Annotated in this window: 21 protein-coding genes and 1 tRNA gene; 6 read left to right on the plus strand and 16 right to left on the minus strand. The window is 62.8% G+C overall.

Going from position 1 to position 20,037, the window contains the following annotated elements; translation table 11 throughout:
• Nucleotides 1–7 precede the first annotated feature (7 nt).
• The 6 genes from JSO19_RS00610 to JSO19_RS00635 all read left to right on the plus strand — a co-directional run bounded on the left by JSO19_RS00610 (nucleotide 8) and on the right by JSO19_RS00635 (nucleotide 5,068).
• The gene (locus tag JSO19_RS00610) at nucleotides 8–1,213 is read left to right on the plus strand and encodes a PucR family transcriptional regulator (RefSeq protein WP_270909115.1); all 1,206 of its coding nucleotides are present in this window, start codon (nucleotides 8–10) and stop codon (nucleotides 1,211–1,213) included.
• 75 nt (nucleotides 1,214–1,288) lie between these two features.
• The gene (locus tag JSO19_RS00615; protein ID WP_270909116.1) at nucleotides 1,289–2,209 is read left to right on the plus strand and encodes an ACP S-malonyltransferase; all 921 of its coding nucleotides are present in this window, start codon (nucleotides 1,289–1,291) and stop codon (nucleotides 2,207–2,209) included.
• 8 nt (nucleotides 2,210–2,217) lie between these two features.
• Nucleotides 2,218–3,222: a beta-ketoacyl-ACP synthase III gene (locus JSO19_RS00620; protein ID WP_270909117.1), complete on the plus strand. Its 1,005-nt coding sequence runs from the start codon at nucleotides 2,218–2,220 to the stop codon at nucleotides 3,220–3,222.
• A gap of 33 nt (nucleotides 3,223–3,255) precedes the next feature.
• Complete coding sequence (locus JSO19_RS00625) at nucleotides 3,256–3,504, plus strand: acyl carrier protein (RefSeq protein WP_217132095.1); 249 nt, start codon at nucleotides 3,256–3,258, stop codon at nucleotides 3,502–3,504.
• Nucleotides 3,505–3,602: 98 nt separating this feature from the next.
• Nucleotides 3,603–4,841: a beta-ketoacyl-[acyl-carrier-protein] synthase family protein gene (locus JSO19_RS00630; protein WP_270909118.1), complete on the plus strand. Its 1,239-nt coding sequence runs from the start codon at nucleotides 3,603–3,605 to the stop codon at nucleotides 4,839–4,841.
• Nucleotides 4,842–4,991: 150 nt separating this feature from the next.
• Nucleotides 4,992–5,068, plus strand: a tRNA-Ile gene (locus JSO19_RS00635).
• 209 nt (nucleotides 5,069–5,277) lie between these two features.
• On the opposite strand, the gene JSO19_RS00640 is transcribed toward JSO19_RS00635, so the two are convergent.
• The 16 genes from JSO19_RS00640 to JSO19_RS00715 form a co-directional block, all read right to left on the minus strand.
• Entirely contained in the window at nucleotides 5,278–6,171 is an 894-nt protein-coding gene (locus JSO19_RS00640) for an undecaprenyl-diphosphate phosphatase (protein ID WP_270909119.1), read from the minus strand.
• Between the two features lie 101 nt (nucleotides 6,172–6,272).
• Complete coding sequence (locus JSO19_RS00645; protein ID WP_270909120.1) at nucleotides 6,273–6,788, minus strand: PadR family transcriptional regulator; 516 nt, start codon at nucleotides 6,786–6,788, stop codon at nucleotides 6,273–6,275.
• Entirely contained in the window at nucleotides 6,785–7,819 is a 1,035-nt protein-coding gene (locus JSO19_RS00650) for a DMT family transporter (protein ID WP_270909121.1), read from the minus strand. The genes JSO19_RS00645 and JSO19_RS00650 overlap by 4 nt, the downstream gene beginning before the upstream one ends.
• A gap of 3 nt (nucleotides 7,820–7,822) precedes the next feature.
• A complete protein-coding gene (gmk, locus tag JSO19_RS00655) occupies nucleotides 7,823–8,725 on the minus strand; it encodes a guanylate kinase (RefSeq protein ID WP_270909122.1) in 903 nt (300 codons plus the stop codon).
• On the minus strand, nucleotides 8,722–9,570 hold the full coding sequence (gene pyrF / locus JSO19_RS00660) for an orotidine-5'-phosphate decarboxylase (RefSeq protein WP_270909123.1): 849 nt from the start codon (nucleotides 9,568–9,570) through the stop codon (nucleotides 8,722–8,724). The genes gmk and pyrF overlap by 4 nt, the downstream gene beginning before the upstream one ends.
• On the minus strand, nucleotides 9,570–12,860 hold the full coding sequence (gene carB, locus JSO19_RS00665) for a carbamoyl-phosphate synthase large subunit (protein WP_270909124.1): 3,291 nt from the start codon (nucleotides 12,858–12,860) through the stop codon (nucleotides 9,570–9,572). The genes pyrF and carB overlap by 1 nt, the downstream gene beginning before the upstream one ends.
• 24 nt (nucleotides 12,861–12,884) lie before the next feature.
• Nucleotides 12,885–13,361 carry a carbamoyl-phosphate synthase domain-containing protein gene (locus JSO19_RS00670; protein ID WP_333734763.1) on the minus strand — a complete coding sequence of 159 codons (477 nt, stop codon included), beginning with the start codon at nucleotides 13,359–13,361 and terminating at the stop codon, nucleotides 12,885–12,887.
• Nucleotides 13,362–13,886, minus strand: a complete 525-nt coding sequence (locus JSO19_RS00675) for a PH-like domain-containing protein (protein ID WP_270909125.1) — start codon at nucleotides 13,884–13,886, stop codon at nucleotides 13,362–13,364.
• Nucleotides 13,883–15,253, minus strand: a complete 1,371-nt coding sequence (locus JSO19_RS00680) for a dihydroorotase (protein ID WP_270909126.1) — start codon at nucleotides 15,251–15,253, stop codon at nucleotides 13,883–13,885. Before JSO19_RS00680 ends, JSO19_RS00675 begins: the two co-directional genes overlap by 4 nt.
• Nucleotides 15,246–16,205 carry an aspartate carbamoyltransferase catalytic subunit gene (locus tag JSO19_RS00685; protein ID WP_270909127.1) on the minus strand — a complete coding sequence of 320 codons (960 nt, stop codon included), beginning with the start codon at nucleotides 16,203–16,205 and terminating at the stop codon, nucleotides 15,246–15,248. The genes JSO19_RS00680 and JSO19_RS00685 overlap by 8 nt, the downstream gene beginning before the upstream one ends.
• The gene (pyrR, locus tag JSO19_RS00690; protein WP_270909128.1) at nucleotides 16,202–16,759 is read right to left on the minus strand and encodes a bifunctional pyr operon transcriptional regulator/uracil phosphoribosyltransferase PyrR; all 558 of its coding nucleotides are present in this window, start codon (nucleotides 16,757–16,759) and stop codon (nucleotides 16,202–16,204) included. Before pyrR ends, JSO19_RS00685 begins: the two co-directional genes overlap by 4 nt.
• Before the next feature lie 79 nt (nucleotides 16,760–16,838).
• Nucleotides 16,839–17,252: a transcription antitermination factor NusB gene (nusB, locus tag JSO19_RS00695; RefSeq protein WP_270909129.1), complete on the minus strand. Its 414-nt coding sequence runs from the start codon at nucleotides 17,250–17,252 to the stop codon at nucleotides 16,839–16,841.
• A gap of 10 nt (nucleotides 17,253–17,262) precedes the next feature.
• Complete coding sequence (gene efp, locus JSO19_RS00700; RefSeq protein ID WP_270909130.1) at nucleotides 17,263–17,826, minus strand: elongation factor P; 564 nt, start codon at nucleotides 17,824–17,826, stop codon at nucleotides 17,263–17,265.
• 58 nt (nucleotides 17,827–17,884) lie between these two features.
• Nucleotides 17,885–18,313, minus strand: a complete 429-nt coding sequence (locus JSO19_RS00705) for a type II 3-dehydroquinate dehydratase (protein WP_270909131.1) — start codon at nucleotides 18,311–18,313, stop codon at nucleotides 17,885–17,887.
• A gap of 8 nt (nucleotides 18,314–18,321) precedes the next feature.
• Nucleotides 18,322–19,401, minus strand: a complete 1,080-nt coding sequence (gene aroB, locus JSO19_RS00710; protein WP_270909132.1) for a 3-dehydroquinate synthase — start codon at nucleotides 19,399–19,401, stop codon at nucleotides 18,322–18,324.
• Nucleotides 19,401–20,003, minus strand: coding sequence for a shikimate kinase (locus tag JSO19_RS00715; protein WP_270909133.1), 603 nt, complete (start codon nucleotides 20,001–20,003; stop codon nucleotides 19,401–19,403). Before JSO19_RS00715 ends, aroB begins: the two co-directional genes overlap by 1 nt.
• Between the last annotated feature and the right edge of the window lie 34 nt (nucleotides 20,004–20,037).

The raw sequence follows: 20,037 nt of genomic DNA on the forward strand, positions 1-20,037 counted from the left end.
GCATTCAATGCAACAATCTAAACAACAGGAGCTCGCCTGGCTTCGAAAGATTTCAGGCGAGCTCGCTACCCAAACGATCGCAACGCTCGAAGAGACCCTGCCCTGGTACGGCGCAATGCCGCCAAGCCGGCGCTCTTCGATCGGGCTCGTCGCGCAGTCGGGCATTAGCTCGTTCATTGCGTGGTACGAAGACCCGACGAGCACCCCGTGGGTTGCCGCCGACGTCTTTGACGCGGCACCCCGGGAGTTGCTCCGTTCGATCAGCCTGCAAGAAACGTTGCAGCTCATTCGTGTGGTGGTGACCGTCGTCGAGGCGAGGGTTGCCCCAAAGAGCGAGCAGTTGCGCGAAGCCGTCATGCACTACTCGCGTGACGTCGCGTTCGCTTCGGCCGACGTCTATGCGAGAGCTGCCGAGGCACGTGGCCTGTGGGACGCGCGCCTCGAGGCCCTCGTCGTCGACGCCATTTTGACTGGCGAGGCCGACGAAGAGCTTCCGAGCCGCATTGCGGCCCTCGGCTGGCACGGCCACGGCGAAGCCGCGGTCATTGTTGGCACCGCCGACCGCAACGTCGATATCGATCAGATTCGTCGTACCACGCGTCACCGCGGAGCCGACGTGCTCATCGGGTTGCAGGGCAAGCGTCTCGTACTCGTGATCGGTCGCGCCGAGGCCGGCTCGCAAGACGGCGAGCACCCAGCAGACGACAACACTCCGTCATTCCACGAGATCGCCGAGCGGCTCTCGGAGTTCTTCGTCGACGGCCCGATTGTTGTTGGCCCGACGGTGCCAAACCTCGTCGAGGCGTCAAAGTCGGCCCACGCGGCCCTCGCTGGCGTTGCGGTCGCGAGAGCGTGGAGGGCGGCCCCCCGCCCTGTCGCAGCCGACGATCTCTTGCCAGAGCGGGCACTCGCTGGCGACTCACTCGCACGGGCGACCCTGATCGAGCAGATCTACCAGCCACTGAAGAGCCACTCACCCGAGTTGCTCGAAACGCTGTGGTGCTACCTCGACAATGGCCGTTCACTGGAAGCAACGGCACGTGAGCTCTTCGTGCACCCGAACACCGTACGGTATCGCCTGAAGAAGGTCTCTGAGGTTATTGGCTGGAACGCAACCGGTGCCCGCGAGGCACTCATCTTGCAGTCGGCCCTCATTATCGGATCGATTGCTCCTGTGCCCGCGAAACGCCCGTTGCGTCGCCCAAAAGCGTGACAACCTACAACGTTTTTGGCGAATCTCGATAGTTTATATGCACTCTGAACCCCCTCAATCTGGAAGACTAGAAGCGTGATTGTTATAGCTTGCCCAGGCCAGGGCTCTCAAACCCCCGGTTTTCTGACCGAATGGCTCAGCGACCCAGCTGACCGTGCCTTCCTCGAAGAGGTGTCGCAAAACATTGGCGTCGACCTCATCGAGCACGGTACCGTCAGCGACGCTGAGACGATTCGTGACACCGCAATCGCTCAGCCCCTCATCGTCGCTGCGAGCCTGCTCGCCTGGCGCGCGCTCGAGCGTCGCACCGACCTCTCGGCTGCTGCCGTCGCTGGCCACTCGGTCGGCGAGTTTGGCGCCGCGGCGATCGCGGGTGTCTTCTCAGAGCACGACGCCCTCTCGCTCGTGGCAACACGCGGCGCCGCGATGGCTCAGGCCGCAACCGAGGCGGCTACATCAATGGCCGCGGTGATTGGCGGCGTTGAAGATCAGGTGCTCGAAGCGATCGAGTCGTTTGGCCTCACCCCCGCGAACCGCAACGGCGGTGGCCAGATCGTCGCAGCCGGCGCTGAAGAGGCCATCGCGAAGCTCGTCGCCGAACCGCCTCGCGGGGCCCGCGTCATTCAGCTTCAGGTCGCCGGCGCTTTCCACACCGAGTACATGGCGTCAGCGATTCCCACGCTCCAGGAAGCCGCTTCAAGCGTGACGGTCAACGATCCCTCTCGGGTGCTCTGGACCAACGCCGACGGTTCGCGTGTTGAGCGCGGCACCGAGTTTCGTGACCTGCTCATCACCCAGGTTTCAAACCCTGTGCGATGGGATTCGTGCATGCAGTCGTTCACCGAAGCAGGCATCACGGCCTTCATCGAACTTCTTCCTGGTGGCGCGCTCTCGGGTATCGCGAAGCGCGGCATGCGCGGCGTACCCAGTGTCGCGATCAAAACCCCGGCAGATCTCGACGCCGCCGTCGAACTCATTACGTCAGCGAACGAGTAGGAACAATCATGGCAGTGCTCACACAAATTACTGGCCCCGCGCACACCCGCATCCTTTCGGTGGGCGCTTCCCGCGGCAATATTGACGTGCCCAACGATGATCTCGTCGAGGCGATCGACTCTTCTGACGAGTGGATCCGCCAACGTACCGGCATCATTCAGCGTCGCCGCGCGAGCGAAGACGTTCTCGCGGTTGACCTTTCGGTTGAGGCTGGCGAGGAAGCGATCGTACGCTCAGGCCTCGACCGCTCAGAAATCGATGGCGTGATCATCTCAACGATTTCGAACGTCGCAGTCACCCCGTCGATGGCGGCTCTCGCCGCGCACCGACTCGGGCTCACCCCCGCAGCTGCTTTCGACATTTCGGCGGCGTGTGCTGGCTACGTCTACGGCGTTGGCCAGGCCGACGCGCTCGTACGCTCTGGCGTGTGCAAGAACGTTCTCGTCATCGGCTCAGAGAAACTCTCTGACCTTGTCGACCCGACCGACCGATCGATCTCGTTCTTGCTCGGTGATGGCGCAGGCGCCGTTATCGTTGGCGCGAGCGACACGCCGGGCATCGGGCCCACCATCTGGGGTTCTGACGGCGGTCACTGGGACACGATCCACATGACCACGACCTTCAGCGACTACCGCGCAAACCCGGGCGAGGTCGCCTGGCCGACGCTCCGTCAAGACGGCCAAACCGTCTTCCGCTGGGCAGTCTGGGAGATGGCGAAGGTCGCGAAAAAGACGATCGCTGCCTCGGGAATTGAGGTTTCTGACCTCGCCGCGTTTATCCCCCACCAGGCAAATATGCGTATCATTGACGAGTTCGCTAAACAGCTGAAACTTCCCGAAACCGTTGCCGTTGCGCGCGATATCGAGATGCAGGGCAACACCTCTGCCGCCTCGATTCCGCTCGCGATGCACCAGCTTCTCGAAGAACAGCCAGAACTCTCAGGCGGCCTCGCGCTGCAGATCGGCTTTGGGGCCGGCCTGGTATACGGCGCGCAGATCGTCACTCTGCCCTAATACTTCCAACCAAAACACATAAGGAGAAAAACCATGGCAGCTACTCAAGAAGAGGTACTTGCAGGTCTTGCAGAGCTCGTTGCAGACGAGACCGGCATTGCGGCCGACGTTGTCACCCTTGAGAAGTCATTCACCGATGACCTCGACATTGACTCGATCTCGATGATGACCATCGTCGTGAACGCTGAAGAGCAGTTCGACGTCAAGATCCCGAACGAGGAAGTCAAGAACCTCGTTACCGTGGGCGACGCGGTCAACTTCATCGTTGCAGCTCAGGCGTAACCTACGCCACCTGAGAGGGGCTGAGGAGAACCTCCTCGCCCCTCCCCCTCATCTTTACGATCAATGATGCGAAATCATCACCCCTCGGGAGAACACCATTGACTAAGAAAATCGTCATTACCGGCATTGGCGCCTCGTCACCCATCGGTGGCACCGCGCAAGAATCTTGGGACGCCCTACTCGCTGGAGAGTCGGGCATTCATAGCCTCGAATTTGACTGGGTCGAGCAATACGACATTCCCGTCACGTTCGCTGGCAAAGCAAAGGTGAACCCTGAAGAGGTGCTCGAGCGACCCGTCTGGAAGCGTCTCGACCCCTCAAGCCAGTTCGCACTGATCGCAGCAAAAGAAGCGTTCGCCGACGCAGGCGCGCCAGAGGTCGCCTCAGAGCGTCTCGGCGTTGACTGGGCTACCGGCATTGGTGGCGTGTGGTCGCTCCTCAACGCGTGGGACACCCTGCGCGAAAAGGGCCCCCGCCGCGTCATGCCCCTCACGGTGCCCATGCTCATGCCCAACGCACCATCGGCCGCCGTTTCAATGCACTTCGAGGCCCGCGCCTACGCTCGCACCGTCGCCTCGGCCTGCGCCTCAAGCACCGAGTCGCTCGCAAACGCTTACGAGCACCTGCAGGCTGGTCTCGCCGACGTCGTCATTGCCGGCGGATCGGAAGCAGCCATTCACCCGGTCACCATTGCCTCCTTCGCTGCGATGCAGGCCCTCTCGACGCGCAACGATTCGCCCGAGACCGCATCGCGCCCGTACAACACCGACCGCGACGGCTTCGTCATGGGCGAGGGCGCTGCCGCGCTCGTGCTCGAGACTGAAGAGCACGCGCTCGCCCGCGGCGCGAAGATTTACGCTGAGCTCGCAGGCGGCGGCGTGACCGCCGACTCGTACCACATCACGGCAAACGACCCAGAGGGCCGTGGCGCAAGCCGTGCCGTCGAGATGGCGCTCGAACAGGCCGGCGTTACCGCGGCCGATGTCACCCACATCAACGCTCACGCAACCTCTACCCCGGTCGGCGACCCGGCCGAGTACGCAGCACTCAGGCTCGTGTTCGGCGATCGCGTCGACGAGATTGCTGTTTCGGCCACGAAGGCTGCGACCGGCCACCTCCTCGGAGGCACGGGAGCGCTCGAGGCAGTCTTCACCACGCTCGCGGTGCAGAATCGTCTCGCTCCCCCGACGATCAACCTCGTCGAACAAGACCCCGAGATTCCGCTCTCGGTTTCGTCAGAGGCGCAGCCTCTCGGCGACGGGCCGCAGGTCGCGATCTCGAACTCGTTCGGCTTTGGCGGACACAACGCCGTCGTCGTGATCCGCTCGGTCGACTAACTTCTGCGCCAGTGCGGCGGTACTCCTTTCTGGGATGCCGCCGCACTGTCACGAAGAAGCGGTCATTCTCTTCCCTAACGAGCATCCGGTCTTCGGCCCGTCGTGCGTCAGGATAGAATAAAGCGTCGCGAACAAAGACCACCCACTCACGGGGCATTAGCTCAGCTGGTTAGAGCACCGGACTCATAATCCGTCGGTCGCGGGTTCAAGCCCCGCATGCCCCACCAATACATCGGTACTCATGTCGCTTGGGCTGCTCCGTGAGCGCCCAAATGCGGCGGGATCCTCGTTGCACGCCAATTTCGCGTCTGCTTGACGAAAAGCAGGGTGTATTTCGAGAAACACCCTGCTTTTCGTCAAGTGAACCGCGCGGGGGCGTGCAGCGACGAGACCGCGCCGCACACGCCGCGCACGCCGCGGCTCTAGCCGGTCGGCGTTACGCCGTCACACCCGCCAGCGCGCCAAGCGCCTCGGTCGCGCCTACGCCGAGCGCCACGTTCGCGCCACCGTTCGGCGTCAGCACGCCGGTCATGAGCAGCGCGATGATGACGAAGCCAATCACGACGCGGTAGATCACGAACGGGGTGAAGCTACGCTTCGAGATGTAGTTCATGAAGAAGCCAATAACGAAGAGCGCCACGACAAATGCGATGACGGTCGCGAGCGCGGTCATGCCCATGGGCGTCGAGTCGGGCGCCTTGATCGCTTTATAGAGCTGGTAGAAGCCCGAACCGAATACGGCAGGAATCGCGAGCAGGAACGAATAGCGGGCCGCCGCCTCGCGCTTGTAGCCCATGAAGAGGCCAGCGGTGATCGTGCCGCCAGAGCGTGAAACGCCGGGAATGAGGGCAAGCGCCTGGGCGAAGCCGTAGATGAGGCCGTGCTTCCAGGTCAGCTTCTCGAGGGGGCGGGTTTTCTTCCCGGCCCAGTCGGCGACGCCGAGCAAGAGCCCGAAGAAGATAAGGGTGAAGGCAACGAACCACAGTGAGCGAAGGGTCGTCTCGATCTGGTCTTGGAAGACGAGGCCGAGCACGACAATGGGAATGGTGCCGACGATGATCCACCAGCCCATGAGGGCGTCAGGGTCGTTGCGCGCGATCTTGCCCGTGAGCGAGCGGAACCAGTTGCCGATGATGCGCACGATGTCTTTCCAGAAGAAGACGATGACGGCGAGCTCGGTGCCCAACTGGGTGATTGCGGTAAAGGCTGCGCCGGCGTCGCCGATGCCGAGCAGTTCGCTCGTGACGCGCAGGTGAGCGCTCGATGAGACCGGGAGAAACTCAGTGAGTCCCTGCACGAGCCCGAGTATGATCGCCTCGAAAATACCCATGAGTTCCTTTCGTTGGGTGTCGGTCGCTCCGACCTGCAATAGTTTAATTGCCCTGCGGCACTCACCCGTGTGCGTTTGCAGAGAAAACGCGTCGGCCGCCTCTACTGCCGCGGCCTACCCCGGGGTGGGCGTTTGTGAGAGACGGCGAATGGCTTTGGCGCGACTTCGCGCAGCTCGGCGAGCCAGGCGAGTGCTGCTCGGGCAAGGTGCCTCTGCGCGAGTTGGCCGGGGCTGTCATCGCGCACATCGTCGAGACGGTCCCGCCAGAGCGTCTCGTATGCGCTGAGCAAGGCATCGGCGTCTCGTCCGGGCAAGCTCACGGCCATCGCGATCTGGGCGAGCATGGTCTCCCAGGGGTGCTGCTCGTCTGGCATGGGGGTTGTCAGCCAGGAATCTGCGAGCTCGCGACCGACATCGGTCACCGCGTAGAGCGGCAGCCCGTCGTCGGTCTGGGCGCGCTGCTCGGCAAAGCCGTCACGCACGAGACGGTCGAGGGTTGAATAGACTTGGCCGACGTTGATGGGGCGCTCCCGTGGGAGCCGGCGCATGAGTTCGCCACGCAGCTGCAGCCCGTAGGCCGGCCCCTCGGTCAAGATGGCAAGGATGGCGTGCTTCACGGCCGCTGGCCTCGGTGCCCCGCCTCATCGCTCGCGGGAGGCTCTTCGAGCGTTCCCTCGGGAATCTTGATGTTGCCCGTGCTCGTCTGCATCATCTGTTTCATGCCTGCCTGCGGGTGGTAGCGTGCGAGGCCGAATACTCCGAGAATCGCGACGAGCCCCGAGAGCGCGAAGATGATGACCGCCGCGGCGCTGGCATGTTCTGCCTCGCCGAGAACGACGATGCCGATGAGCACTGCAATGAGCGGATCGACGACGGTGAGTCCTGCAACGACCAGGTCGGGTGGGCCCGATGAGTAGGCGTTCTGTACGAAGAACATGCCGAGTACGGCCCCGAGAATAAGCGCGGCGAGGCTGAGCCACAGATACGCGTCGAACTCTTGCTGCTGCAGTCTGCTGATGACCGTCTTCGCGAGTGTCGCCACGAAGCCGTACAGCACGCCGGCCCCAATAATGTAGGCGAGCGCGATCGCCCGGTGCCGCATGAGGGCGAAGAGCACGAGAGCGAGCACGAAAACGATGGCGAAGATGATGAGAATGATGCGAAGCTTCGTGTCTGAAACCTTCGCATCGACCGCGTTAAACGCCGCAACGGTCACGAAGATGCCAACGCCGACGACGCACATCGCGACGGCGGTGAAGGCTTTCGCACCGAGCCTCACCTTCGAATAGTGCATGTTGAGAAAGGCGGTGATGACGAGGGCAACAACGCCAATCGGTTGCACGAGAATCAACGGCGAGAAGCTCAGCGAACCGATTTGCAACACGGTCGCGAGGCCGAGCAGAATCGTTCCGACGAGCCACGAGGGCCGCTTTAAGAGGTTGAGCGTGTGCTTCGCTGAGATGCCCTGCGAGGCACTGCTGCCGGTGATGCGCTCGACCTTATTGAGGCCGCGCGACTGGTACTGCGCACCGAACGAGAGAAACGCGGCGCCGAGCAGCGCGAGCGGTATGCCCCAAAACGCATGCGAGTCGAGCATGATCTCGTTCCCGAGCACAACAATGTGTACCGCATCACCAGCTGGCAACATCGCTTAGGCCTCCGGCTTCTCGCCGCGCATAATCGCTACGAGGCGTTCGGCCGCGAGGGCTACCTCGTCGTTCACGATGGTCTCGTCGAACTCTTCAGCAGCGGCGAGTTCACCCTTCGCCGTCGTCAGCCTGCGCTCCTGCTCTTCAGCCGATTCAGTGCCGCGGCCGATGAGTCGGCGCACGAGCTCATCCCATGTCGGTGGTGCGAGAAACACGAGTCTCGCGTCGGGCATTGCGACGCTCACCTGGCGTGCGCCCTGCAGATCAATTTCGAGCAACACGAGTTGCCCCTGTGCAGATGCCTCGAGCACAGGCGTGCGGGGTGTGCCATAGCGGTAGGCGTTGTGCACGGTCGCCCACTCAAGAAACTCAGACTCGGCGAGCATGCGATCGAACTCCTCGTCGGTCACGAAGAAGTAGTGCACCCCGTCGATCTCTCCTGGGCGCGGGGCACGGGTCGTAGCCGAGACTGAGAGGCTCACCTCTGGGTAGTGCTCGCGAATGTATGCCGCAACGGTGCCCTTGCCCACCGCGGTGGGGCCCGCAAGAACGGTCAGGGGTGGCACTGTCGTCGCCTCATCTAAGCCGAGTCGCTGCCGCACAAAGGCCTCCAGTCGTGTTCGTTGTCGAATTCCGAGCCCGCCGAGGCGCTTCCGCTCAGAAATATCCAGTGTCTCCAGGATACCGGGCATCTTGACCGCGCCAATGGCGGGCATCAGTAATAAAAAGTCGGTTATCCGTAATGTTGCCGCTGGAGTGTCGGGTTTCTTCGAGAGTTCGAGCACCGTGACCGGCGACAGTTCGCCGTCACGCACCCGTTGCTTAAGCTCAGCCCTTGCCCTGCGAGCTTCCACCGCCGCGCGACTTGCAGCGACCCTATCGGTGTCTGGAACCGGGTGTTTCACGCGTATGCCTCCATGATGCGTTCGTTGCTCAGCGCAATGTTGTTGCCGAGCTGAGCGGCTCCCCCGTTGACGATGCTGCGTGATTCGCTCACGAGCACACCGGCAGCCAGCGACCCGAAGAGTTCGCGCACCTCGCCAACGCTTGCCCCCTGAAAGCCGAAGCCCGGTGCGAGCACGGGCACCACGGGCCCACCGTGCGTCGCAGTGCGATCAATCGCGAAGTCATCGAGGTTCACGGTTGCACCCAACACGACGCCGACCGAGCCGACTTCCCCACCCTTGGCAGTATTCATGTCGCGCGCACCAGAGAGCACATATTGCGCAAGCGTCTCGCCAGTTTCAACGTGGGCAAGCTGCACGGCCTTGGCCTCGGGGTTCGAGGTCGCCGACAGCACGAAGAGCCCCTTGCCGTGTTCGCTCGTGTATTCACTGGCACCAGCGAGCGTGCCGAGGCCCTGGTATGCGTGCACCGTCATCGCGTCGGCCTCGAGCGGGCTTCCTGGCTTCAGCCACGCGTCGGCGTAGGCCGCAAACGTTGAACCGATATCGCCGCGCTTCACATCGGCGATCACGATGAGCCCCGCCTCGCGCGCATCGGCAAAGACACGCTCGAGGGCGACGTAGCCGGCCGATCCGAAGCGCTCAAAAAACGCGATTTGAGGCTTGATGCAGGCGACCTCGCCAGCCGCCGCGGCAACCACTTCGCGCCCTAGGCGCTCGGCGTTCGCGGCGGTATCGTCGAGTTGCCATGCAGCGAGCGTACTCGCGTGCGGATCAATGCCGACGCATAAGCGGCGGCCCGCAACAAACTGTGCTGCGAGCCGCCCACCAAAGGTGTCTGTCATTACTTCGTCTTTCGAGCGAGGCGGTCGGCCTCGTACTCCTGAAGCGGTTTCACCGTCACGCCCTCTGAAAGGCGCGAGATCGCGGCGACGGCCGCGTCGAGCTCAGAGACGGTCGTGAAGATGGGCATGCCAGCGGCGATGGCCGCCGCACGAATGCGGTAGCCGTCGGCGCGCGTCGTGCCGCCACTCGGGGTGTTGACGATCATGCCGACCTCACCGCGATCGATGAGGTCAACCACGCTCTCTCCCCCGTTCATCTCTGAGTGCTTCTTCACCACCTCTGCCTCGATACCGTTGCGGCCGAGCACGACCTGCGTGCCCTTCGTCGCAATGAGGCGGTAACCAAGCTCTTTGAGGCGCAGGGCCGGGAGCACGATGCCACGCTTGTCACGGTCTGAGACCGAGATAAACACGGTGTCGCCGGGCTTTGGCAGCTCGCTGCCAGCGGCCGACTGGCTCTTGGCAAACGCCGTCGGGAAGTCGCGGTCCATGCCCATGACCTCACCCGTCGAACGCATCTCGGGGCCGAGCAGTGAGTCGACCACGAGGCCCTCGGTGGTGCGGAACCGCTTGAACGGCAGAACCGCCTCTTTCACCGCGATGGGCGAATCGATGGGCGCGCGTGAACCGTCACGCTCATCGAGCACACCGGCGTCGATGAGGTCTTGAATCTTCTCGCCAGCCATGACACGTGCCGCGGCCTTTGCCAGTGGAATCCCGAGTGCCTTCGAGACAAACGGCACGGTACGCGATGCGCGAGGGTTTGCCTCGAGCACGTAGAGCACGCCCTGGCCGATGGCAAACTGAACGTTCAAGAGGCCGCGCACGCCAACGCCCTCGGCGATCGCGCGGGTTGCCTCGCGAATCTCGCCGATCTGCTCGAAGCCGAGCGTGATGGGAGGCAGGGTGCAGCTTGAGTCGCCCGAGTGCACGCCAGCCTCTTCGATGTGTTCCATGACGCCGCCAACGTACAGCTGCTCGCCGTCGTAGAGCGCGTCGATGTCAATCTCGATTGCATCGTCGAGAAAGCGATCGACGAGCAGCGGGTTGCCGGGACCAACGAGCGCCGAGCCCTCGATGCGCACGAAGTAGTCGCGCAGCGAGTCGGTGTCGTACACGATCTCCATACCGCGGCCGCCGAGAACGAACGACGGGCGCACGAGTACGGGGTACCCGATCTCTTCGGCGACGCGGATCGCGCCAGCCTCATCGATGGCCGTGCCGTTGCGCGGCGCGTGCAGGCCTGCCCGGTCAAGAATCTGCGAGAATGCGCCGCGCTCTTCAGCGAGGTCGATTGCCTCGGGGGTCGTGCCGAGAATCGGCACACCGTTGTCTTTGAGCAGCTGCGCAAGGCCGAGGGCCGTCTGGCCGCCGAGCTGCACGATGACGCCGACGAGCTCACCCGAGGCTTGCTCTGCGTGAATCACCTCGAGCACGTCTTCGAGCGTGAGCGGCTCGAAGTACAGACGGTCTGAGGTGTCGTAGTCGGTCGAGACCGTTTCAGGGTTGCAGTTGATCATGATCGTCTCGTAGCCCGCCTCTGAGAGCGAGAATGAGGCGTGCACGCACGAGTAGTCAAACTCGATACCCTGACCAATACGGTTGGGGCCAGCACCCAGGATGATGATCTTCTTGCGATCGGTCGCGATCGCCTCGGTCTCCTGGTCGTACGATGAGTAGAGGTACTGCTGCAGCCCCTCGTGCTCGGCCGAGCAGGTGTCAACCTTCTTGAACACGGGGCGCAGGCCGTGGGCGTGGCGCCAGCCGCGCACCTCTGACTCGCGCATACCGCGCAGCTCGCCAATCTGGGCGTCTGAGAAGCCGTGGTTCTTGGCGTGCTTCAGCAGCTCGCTCGTGAGCTCTGCAGCCTCGCGCACCTCGTGGGCGATCTCGTTGATGAGCACGATCTGGTCGAGGAACCAGGGGTCGATCTTCGTGGCTTCGAAAACCTGCTCGATCGTGGCGCCCTTGCGCAGTGCCTGCTGAATGTCGACGAGGCGGCCGTCGGTCGGGCGCACCATGGTCGTGAGCAGATCGTCGACCGAGCGCTCGTCTTCGCCCCAGTGGAACGACGAGCCCTTCTTCTCGAGCGAGCGCAGCGCCTTCTGGAGGCCGGTCGCGAAGTTACGGCCAATGGCCATGGCCTCGCCGACCGACTTCATGGTCGTCGTGAGCGTGTCGTCGGCTGCTGGGAACTTCTCAAAGGCGAAGCGCGGAACCTTCACGGCGACGTAGTCGATCGTGGGGTCGGCGGCAACGTCTTGAATGCCCGTCATGTCGTTCGTGAGCTCTGCGAGCGTGTAACCGAGTGCGAGCTTGGCCGCAATCTTGGCGATCGGGTAACCGGTCGCCTTCGAGGCGAGAGCCGATGAGCGCGAAACACGGGGGTTCATCTCGATGACGATGACGCGGCCGTCTGCGGGATCGATGGCAAACTGAATGTTGCAGCCGCCGGTGTTCACGCCGACGCGGCGAATGATCTCTTCACCGATGCGGCACATGTTCTGGTACTCGGGATCGGTCAGCGTGATCGCCGGGGCGATCGTGATCGCGTCACCCGTGTGCACGCCGACGGGGTCAACGTTTTCAATCGAGCACACGATCACCGAGGCGCCGGTGGGGTCTTGCATGAGCTCAAGCTCATATTCTTTCCACCCGAGAATTGATTCTTCGAGCAGAACCTCGCCCGTGGGGCTCGAGTGAATGCCGTCGGTAACGATGCGCACGAGCTCTGCTTCGGTGTACGCGAAGCCTGAGCCGAGGCCACCCATGGTGAACGAGGGACGCACGACGAGCGGGTAACCGAGGTCTTTCGCCTGTTCCTTGGCCTGCTCGACCGTCGTGGCGATGTATGACTTCGCCACATCGGCGCCTGCTTCAAGCACGATGTCTTTGAAGAGCTGGCGGTCTTCGCCTCGCTGGATAGCGGCGATGTTCGCGCCGATGAGCTCAACGTTGTACTTGTCGAGAATGCCGAGCTCGTCGAGCTCGATGGCGGCGTTCAGCGCGGTCTGCCCACCGAGGGTTGGCAGGAGCGCGTCTGGCTTCTCTTTCGCGATGATCTGCTCGATGACCTCGGCCGTGATCGGCTCAACGTAGGTCGCATCGGCGAAATCGGGGTCGGTCATGATCGTCGCGGGGTTCGAGTTCACGAGAATGACTCGCACGCCCTCCTGGCGCAGCACGCGGCAGGCCTGGGTACCTGAGTAGTCGAACTCGCACGCCTGGCCGATAACGATCGGGCCAGAACCAATGACGAGTACTGAGTGAATGTCTGTACGTTTTGGCATAAAAGTGCTCCTGTGCTGCTGGTTCTACGCGGCGGTGTTGACGATGGTTGCGAGCTCGGCGCCTGAGAGCTGTGCGTCAGCTCCCGAGAAGATGCCTGCGCGAAGCGGGCTGTCTGCTGCCGCGATGCGGCGCGTCAGCGCGCGGGTGTCGATGCCTGAGATCCCGACGATTTCGTCGCGAGCAAGGTCATCGTCGAGGCTGCGCGTTGCGCGGAAGTTCGAAACGCGGCGAGCTGGGTCACGCACAACGAGCCCAGCGGCCTCGATGCGTGACGAACCGGCGTCTTCGTCATTCACACCGGTCGCGCCGATGTGCGGCGTCGCGAAGACAACAATCTCTCCGGCAACCTTCGGGTCAGTGAGCGTCTCGAGGTATCCGGTGGGGGCTACATCGAGCCGCAGGGTGCCAACGCTTCGTCCGACTGAGCCGTATGCTCGGCCCTCGAAACGGGTGCCATCGGCGAGTACGAGTACGGCGCTTGATGTGGTCGTGGCGGTCATTTAAGCCTCCTCTAGTGAGCGAGCGGTTGTTGAGTTGGGGTGCTGGTTAAGCATCCGTGCGATGCTCTCAGCAAATTCGTGTTGTTGGTTCGGCGTGCTGAAACGAAAGCTCGTCGCGAGGGTGCCTCGTGGTGAGACCCACTCGAGGTTTGAGAGCCCGTCGTGCTCTACGACTTTGTCGATGGTGAGTTGCGCGAGCGTCTCGCCCGTGATCGCCTCGCGTGCGATGACCACGGGGGCTTCGCCCGTGACCTGCACTTCGAGTCCGTCGGTACGAACGGTGACCTGAGCCCAGCCGCGAAAGGCGAGACCGGGAACAGCGACGCGTTCGAGCGGCGCACCTTGCGGGGTGGTTGCTACGTAGAAGACGCGATCAAACGAGGCGATGGTGTCGCCCGTGAGCGCGGTCTCGATCGGGGCGAGATCGGCGTCGCGTTTGCCACGTCGTCGCCAGCTTCGCCACATGAGCCAGAAGAGCAGCGCGGTCAGAGCCACCAGTACGAGCGTCGAGGTGAGAAAATTCATGAGAGGTTCTCCTTTGCTGCCTGGGCGACCGTTGCTTCGTCAACGAGCACACCTTGATCGAGGGTGAGGTACCCGTGGCGAATGGTGGTGTGCACCCGCCCGGGAAGTTGCATGCCGAGAAACGGCGAGTTCAGGCTGAGCCCCTTGAGGTCAGCAACACTAAAGGTGCTCGAGGCGCTCGGGTCGACGAGCACGAGGTCAGCGACCTCTCCCTCGTCGAGCGACGCTGGGTGCCCCTCGAGTTTGCCGATGGAGGCCGGGGTGTGTGAGAGCAGGTGCTCGAGCCGCTGCCAACTCACGGTGCCTTCTTCAATCAGCGTGAGCATCGCGATGGGCAGAGCCGATTCGAGGCCAACCATGCCAAACGCCGCCGAGTCCCACTCGCACTCCTTGGTTTCACTGGGGTGCGGTGCGTGGTCAGTGGCAATGATGTCGATGATGCCATCGGCAACCGCTTGCCTCAGCGCTTTCACGTCGGCATCGCGACGAAGCGGTGGGTTGACCTTGAAGATCGGGTCGTAGCTCACGGCCTTGTCTTCGGTAAGAATGAGGTGGTGAGGCGTTACCTCAGCGGTGACGTTCACGCCGCGCTCCTTGGCCCAGCGCACGACCTCGACCGAGCCTGCGGTTGAGAGGTGGCAGATGTGCAGTCGCGCCCCGATGTGCTCTGCGAGCAGCACGTCGCGCGCGATAATCCATTCCTCGGCAACCGCGGGCCAGCCGGCGAGTCCGAGCTGACTCGAGAGCTCGCCCTCGTTCATCTGGGCATTCTCGGTGAGACGCGGATCCTGCGCGTGTTGCGCGATGACCCCGTCGAACGTTTTCACGTACTCAAGGGCGCGTCGCATGAGCAGTGAGTCGTGAACGCACTTTCCGTCGTCAGAGAAGACGGTCACGCCCGCGCGTGACTGCGCCATCGCGCCGATTTCGCTGAGGCGCTCGCCTTCAAGCCCCGCCGTGACCGCGCCGATCGGGCGAACCGTGGCATACCCTGCGGCCTGGCCGAGTGCTTGTACCTGCTCAACGACGCCCGCGGTGTCAGAGACGGGCATGGTGTTGGCCATGGCGTAGACGGTCGTGAAGCCGCCGGCGGCGGCTGCCCTGGTGCCCGTCAACACGGTCTCAGACTGCTCGAAGCCCGGCTCGCGAAGGTGCGTGTGCAGGTCAACGAGCCCCGTCATCGCGATGAGTCCCGTTGCGTCGATGACTCGCGCCTCGGTGTTCTCGATGCCCTGACCCACGCGAACGATGCGGCCCCCATCGACCAGGATGTCGACGGTCTTGGCTTCGCCGACGCCCTTGCCAGCCTCGGTGAGGTCTTGCGCCCTCGTGACGTTGGTAATCAGTATCTGGCCCGCGTTAGGCATGCGTTTGCTCCTTGTCTCCTGAAAGCAGCAGGTACAGTGCCGCCATACGAACCGATACGCCACTCGACACCTGATCGAGCACGGTCGATCGATCAGAGTCGGCTGCGGCAGATGAAATTTCAAGGCCACGGTTCATGGGCCCCGGGTGCATGATGAGTGAGTGCTCTGGGAGCGCCGCGAATCTGCGGTCATCGAGGCCCCAGTTGCGGGCGTATTCGCGCTCGTTCGGGAAGAACGCGTGGTGCATGCGCTCGCCCTGAATGCGCAGCATCATGACGACGTCTGGGGTATCTTCGCGAATTGCCTCATCGAGCGAGTGCCGAATCGTCGCAGGCCAGGCTCGAACGCCGTAGGGTTGCAGCGTTTCTGGAGCGACGAGCGTCACATGGGCGCCAAGCGTCGTGAGGAGCCAGAGGTTCGACCTCGCGACCCGCGAGTGGGCAATGTCGCCAACGATCGCGACAGAGATGCCGTCGAGATCACGCCCGCGGCTCTCAGCACCAAAGAGGCGTTTGCGCAGCGTGAAAGCGTCAAGCAGTGCCTGGGTCGGGTGTTCGTGCGTTCCGTCGCCGGCGTTCAGGACGCCGGCCTCGATCCACCCCGACTCTGCGAGGCGCTGCGGAGCGCCCGAGGCGTGGTGACGAATGACGACGCCGTCGGCGCCAATGGCCTGCAACGTTTGCGCGGTGTCTTTGAGCGACTCGCCCTTAGACACCGACGAACCCTTGGCGCTGAAGTTGATCACGTCGGCGCTCAGGCGCTTCGCGGCGGCCTCGAATGAGATGCGGGTGCGCGTCGAGTCTTCGAAGAAGAGGTTCACGACCGACTTGCCACGAAGCGTGGGCAGCTTCTTGACCTCGCGGTGCTGGGTCGCAGCCATGTCTTCGGCGGTGTCGAGAATGCGCAGGGCGGCATCGCGACCAAGCGTTCTTGTGTCGAGTAGGTGCTTCATGCCCCGGCCTCCCCCGCTGCCTCGGTCGATGAAATCGTGACCTGGTCAATGCCGTCGTGCTCGACGAGATGCACCTGAATGCGCTCACTCTTAGCACTCGGAAGATTCTTGCCGATGTAGTCGGCCCGAATCGGGAGCTCCCGGTGACCCCGGTCGATGAGCGAGGCGAGCCGCACCGCAACGGGGCGACCGTGATCGCCGAGTGCGTCGAGCGCAGCACGCACCGTGCGGCCTGAGAAGAGGACATCGTCGACGAGCACGACGGTGATGCCATCAACGCCCTCGGCCGGCATGTCGGTCGGGCCCGTGACCCTCGTGGGGTGGCGGTCGAGGTCGTCACGGTACATCGTGACGTCGAGCGACCCGACGGGCACCGTCACTCCCTCGATCTGTTCGATGTGCTGGGCAATACGATGCGCGAGAGCGACCCCGCGCGTGGGTATGCCAACCAACAGGAGCCCATGAGGGCCCTTGTTTGCTTCTATGATCTCGTGTGAGATTCTGCGAAGTGCGCGAGTAATCTCGGCACCTTCGAGCACCGTTCGCGTATACACAACCAGAGCCCCCTTCTCCGCCTCACAGGACGGGTTTAAAGAAGTGCTTACCGTAAAAACTATAGCCGAAGCGCGCCGATCATTCAGCGTGTGTCGCGATATTTCCCAGCACACCGTTAATAAAACGGCTTGAATCGTCGGTCGAGTACTCCTGTGCGAGAAGAACCGCCTCGGTGATGGCCACTGCGGCGGGAACCTCGTCGTTATGTAAGATCTCCCAGCTGGCGAGCCGCAAGAGCGCCCGGTCAACGTGAGGCATTCGTTCGAGTGACCAGCCCTCGGCGTACTTCACGATGAGGGCGTCGATCTCTTCGCCGTGGTCGTGAACACCGTCGGTGATCTCTCGGGCGTACAGCCAGGAGCCCATGCGATCGGGCTCCTGCGCTGCACGTTGGGCTTCAGCCTCAATGACCTGTGGAATCTCGATTTCTCGCAGGTCGGCCTGAAACAACATATCTAGTGCGCGCTTGCGCGCTTTCGTTCGTGCGCTCAACGGTTAGCGATTAATCGTTGACGCGACCGAGGTAGTCGCCCGTGCGCGTATCGATCTTGACCTTGGTACCGGTCTCGAGGAAGAGGGGAACCTGAATCTCGTAGCCGGTCTCGACCTTTGCGGGCTTCGTGCCACCGGTCGAGCGGTCGCCCTGCAGGCCTGGCTCGGTGTAGGTGACCTCAAGAATGACCGATGCTGGCAGCTCGATGTAGAGGGGCTCGCCCTCGTGCATGCCGATCTGCACGTTGAGGTTTTCGAGCATGTAGTTCTCGCCGTCGCCGACGACAACGGCGGGAACCGTGAGCTGATCGTAGTCAGAGAGGTCCATGAACACGAAGTCAGCGCCATCTTTGTACAGGTACTGGAAATCGCGGCGGTCAACGGTGGCCGTCTCGATCTTTGCACCGGCGTTGTAGGTCTTATCGATGATCTTGCCCGAGACGATGTTCTTCTGCTTGGTGCGCACGAACGCGCCGCCCTTGCCCGGCTTTACGTGTTGAAACTCAACAACGCTCCAGAGCTGGCCGCTGTCTTTAATGACGGTACCGTTCTTAATATCGTTCGAGGTTGCCATGTTTCGTCTCCAAGATCATGTGTTCGATTGAAAAAATGCGACACCCTATCGTAGCGGCTCAGTCGGTGAGCGCGCTGAGAGCGAGCACATACGATTGAAACCCAAAGCCAGCGATCACGCCGGTTGCCACGCCGCTAATGGTGCTCATATGCCGAAAAGCCTCGCGAGTATGCGGGTTCGAGATATGCACCTCGATGAGCCGCGAGGTGCCCTGCAGCATCGCGGCTGCGTCGCGCAGGCCGTACGAGTAGTGGGTAAATGCCGCCGGGTTGAGAATCACGTCGCAACCACGGTGAAAAGCCTCGTGGATCCACCCGATGAGCTCTGCCTCGTCACCAGTTTGGCGCACCTCAATGCGTTGCTCTGCGGTCTTGCGTGCTTCAAGCAACTCACGCAGATCGTCGAGGGTCGCGTGGCCGTACACCTCGGGTTCGCGTGCGCCGAGCATGCCCAGGTTTGGGCCGTTGAGAACGAGAATCTCTTGCATGGTCGCCCCTAGCTCCCGATTGCCTGGTATGCGAACTGCAGCATTGAGGGGTCGACGCCCGCGAGCACGCGAGGCTTGCCGATGTCATCGAGCACGATGAAACGCAGCATGCCTGCGCGCGCCTTCTTGTCGCGCTGCATCGTCGCGAGCAGGCCCTCCCAGCGGCCAGCACCGTAGGTCACCGGTAGGCCGAGCGAGGTGAGAATCGCCTTGTGACGGTCGACGACCTCGTCTGAGAGCGAACCCGCGAGACGGCCGAGCTCTGCGGCAAACATCATACCGATCGAGACAGCAACACCGTGGCGCCACTGGTACCGTTCGGCGTGCTCAATCGCGTGGCCGAGCGTGTGCCCGTAGTTGAGGTTCTCGCGCACTCCGGTCTCGGTGAAGTCTTCACTCACGACCGCGGCCTTGACCGCGATGGTGCGCTCGATGAGCTCGCGAAACTCGGGACTCGAGGGGTTGGTCGCAACGTCGACGTCGGCCTCGATGATCTCGAGGATACGTGGATCTTCGATGAACCCGCACTTCACGACCTCGGCGAAACCCGCGCGAATCTCGTTATCGGGCAGGGTCTGCAGGTGATCGAGGTCACAGATAACTCTTGCCGGCGGGTAGAAGACACCGACGAGGTTCTTGCCCTCAGAGGTATTGATGCCGGTCTTGCCGCCGAGCGCTGCATCAACCGCGCCAATGACGGTCGTGGGAATCTGCACGAGCTTGACGCCGCGAAGCCAGGTCGCAGCAACAAAGCCCGCAAGGTCGGTGGCCGCTCCCCCGCCAATACCAATGATCGCGTCGCTGCGCGTGAAGTCAGCCTGGCCGAGCAACGTCCAGCAGAAGGCTGCTACTTCGACACGCTTCGAGTTCTCGGCGTCGGGAATCTCGGCAATAAGCACCTGATGGTATGTCTCAGAGAGCGCGACGCGCAGCTCTTCGGCGATGCGCCCCACCGAGCCCGTGTGCACGATGAGCACCTTCGCAACCTGCTGCCCGAGAGCGCTCACGACCTCGTCCTGCAGCCCGTGCCCGACGACCACGTCGTAGCGGGTTTCTCCGGTCACTTGAATACGGGTTGCGTCAGTCACTATGCCTCTTTATCTTCGTCGTTCATCGGGAGGGTGTCGACGAGGTGCTCGCTCGCCCACGTCGTAATCCAGTTTGCCGCAACCTCGGTGAGTGCACTCTGCGAGAAGCGGTCAGTACGAAAGGTCACGTCGGCAACCTCTTCGTAGAGGGGCCTGCGCTGGTCGAGAATGCGCTGCCACGCCCCGGGGTCGTTTTTGAGCAGGGGCCTGCGCGAAAGGTTCGCCGTTTTGAGCACGGCCTTCTCGGTCGTCATGAGCAGCAGCACCGGGTGGTTGCGAAGCAGCTGCCTGGTGCGCTCGGTAAGCACCGCTCCACCGCCGAGCGCAAGCACCCGCGGGCCCTTGCGCGCCAGCTCCGCCGCGATGACGGTTGCCTCCATCTCGCGAAACGCACTCTCACCCTGCTGCTCGAAGATCTGGGTGATCACACCGTGCTGCTGCACGATGCGAGCGTCAGAGTCAACAAAAGGAATGTTGAGCGCACGTGCGAGTCTCTTGCCGAGACTCGTCTTACCCGCAGCCATCGGGCCGACGAGCACGACCGCGCGGTCAAGCCCGAGCACATCGGGGTTGCCCTGCACGAGTGGTGGCGGCGACGGCACCGGACGTTGCTGAGGGGGCCCCGCGGGGCGTGAA

Origin of the sequence: Leucobacter sp. UCMA 4100 (assembly GCF_027853335.1) — a bacterium.
In the GTDB taxonomy this organism is placed as follows: domain Bacteria; phylum Actinomycetota; class Actinomycetes; order Actinomycetales; family Microbacteriaceae; genus Leucobacter_A.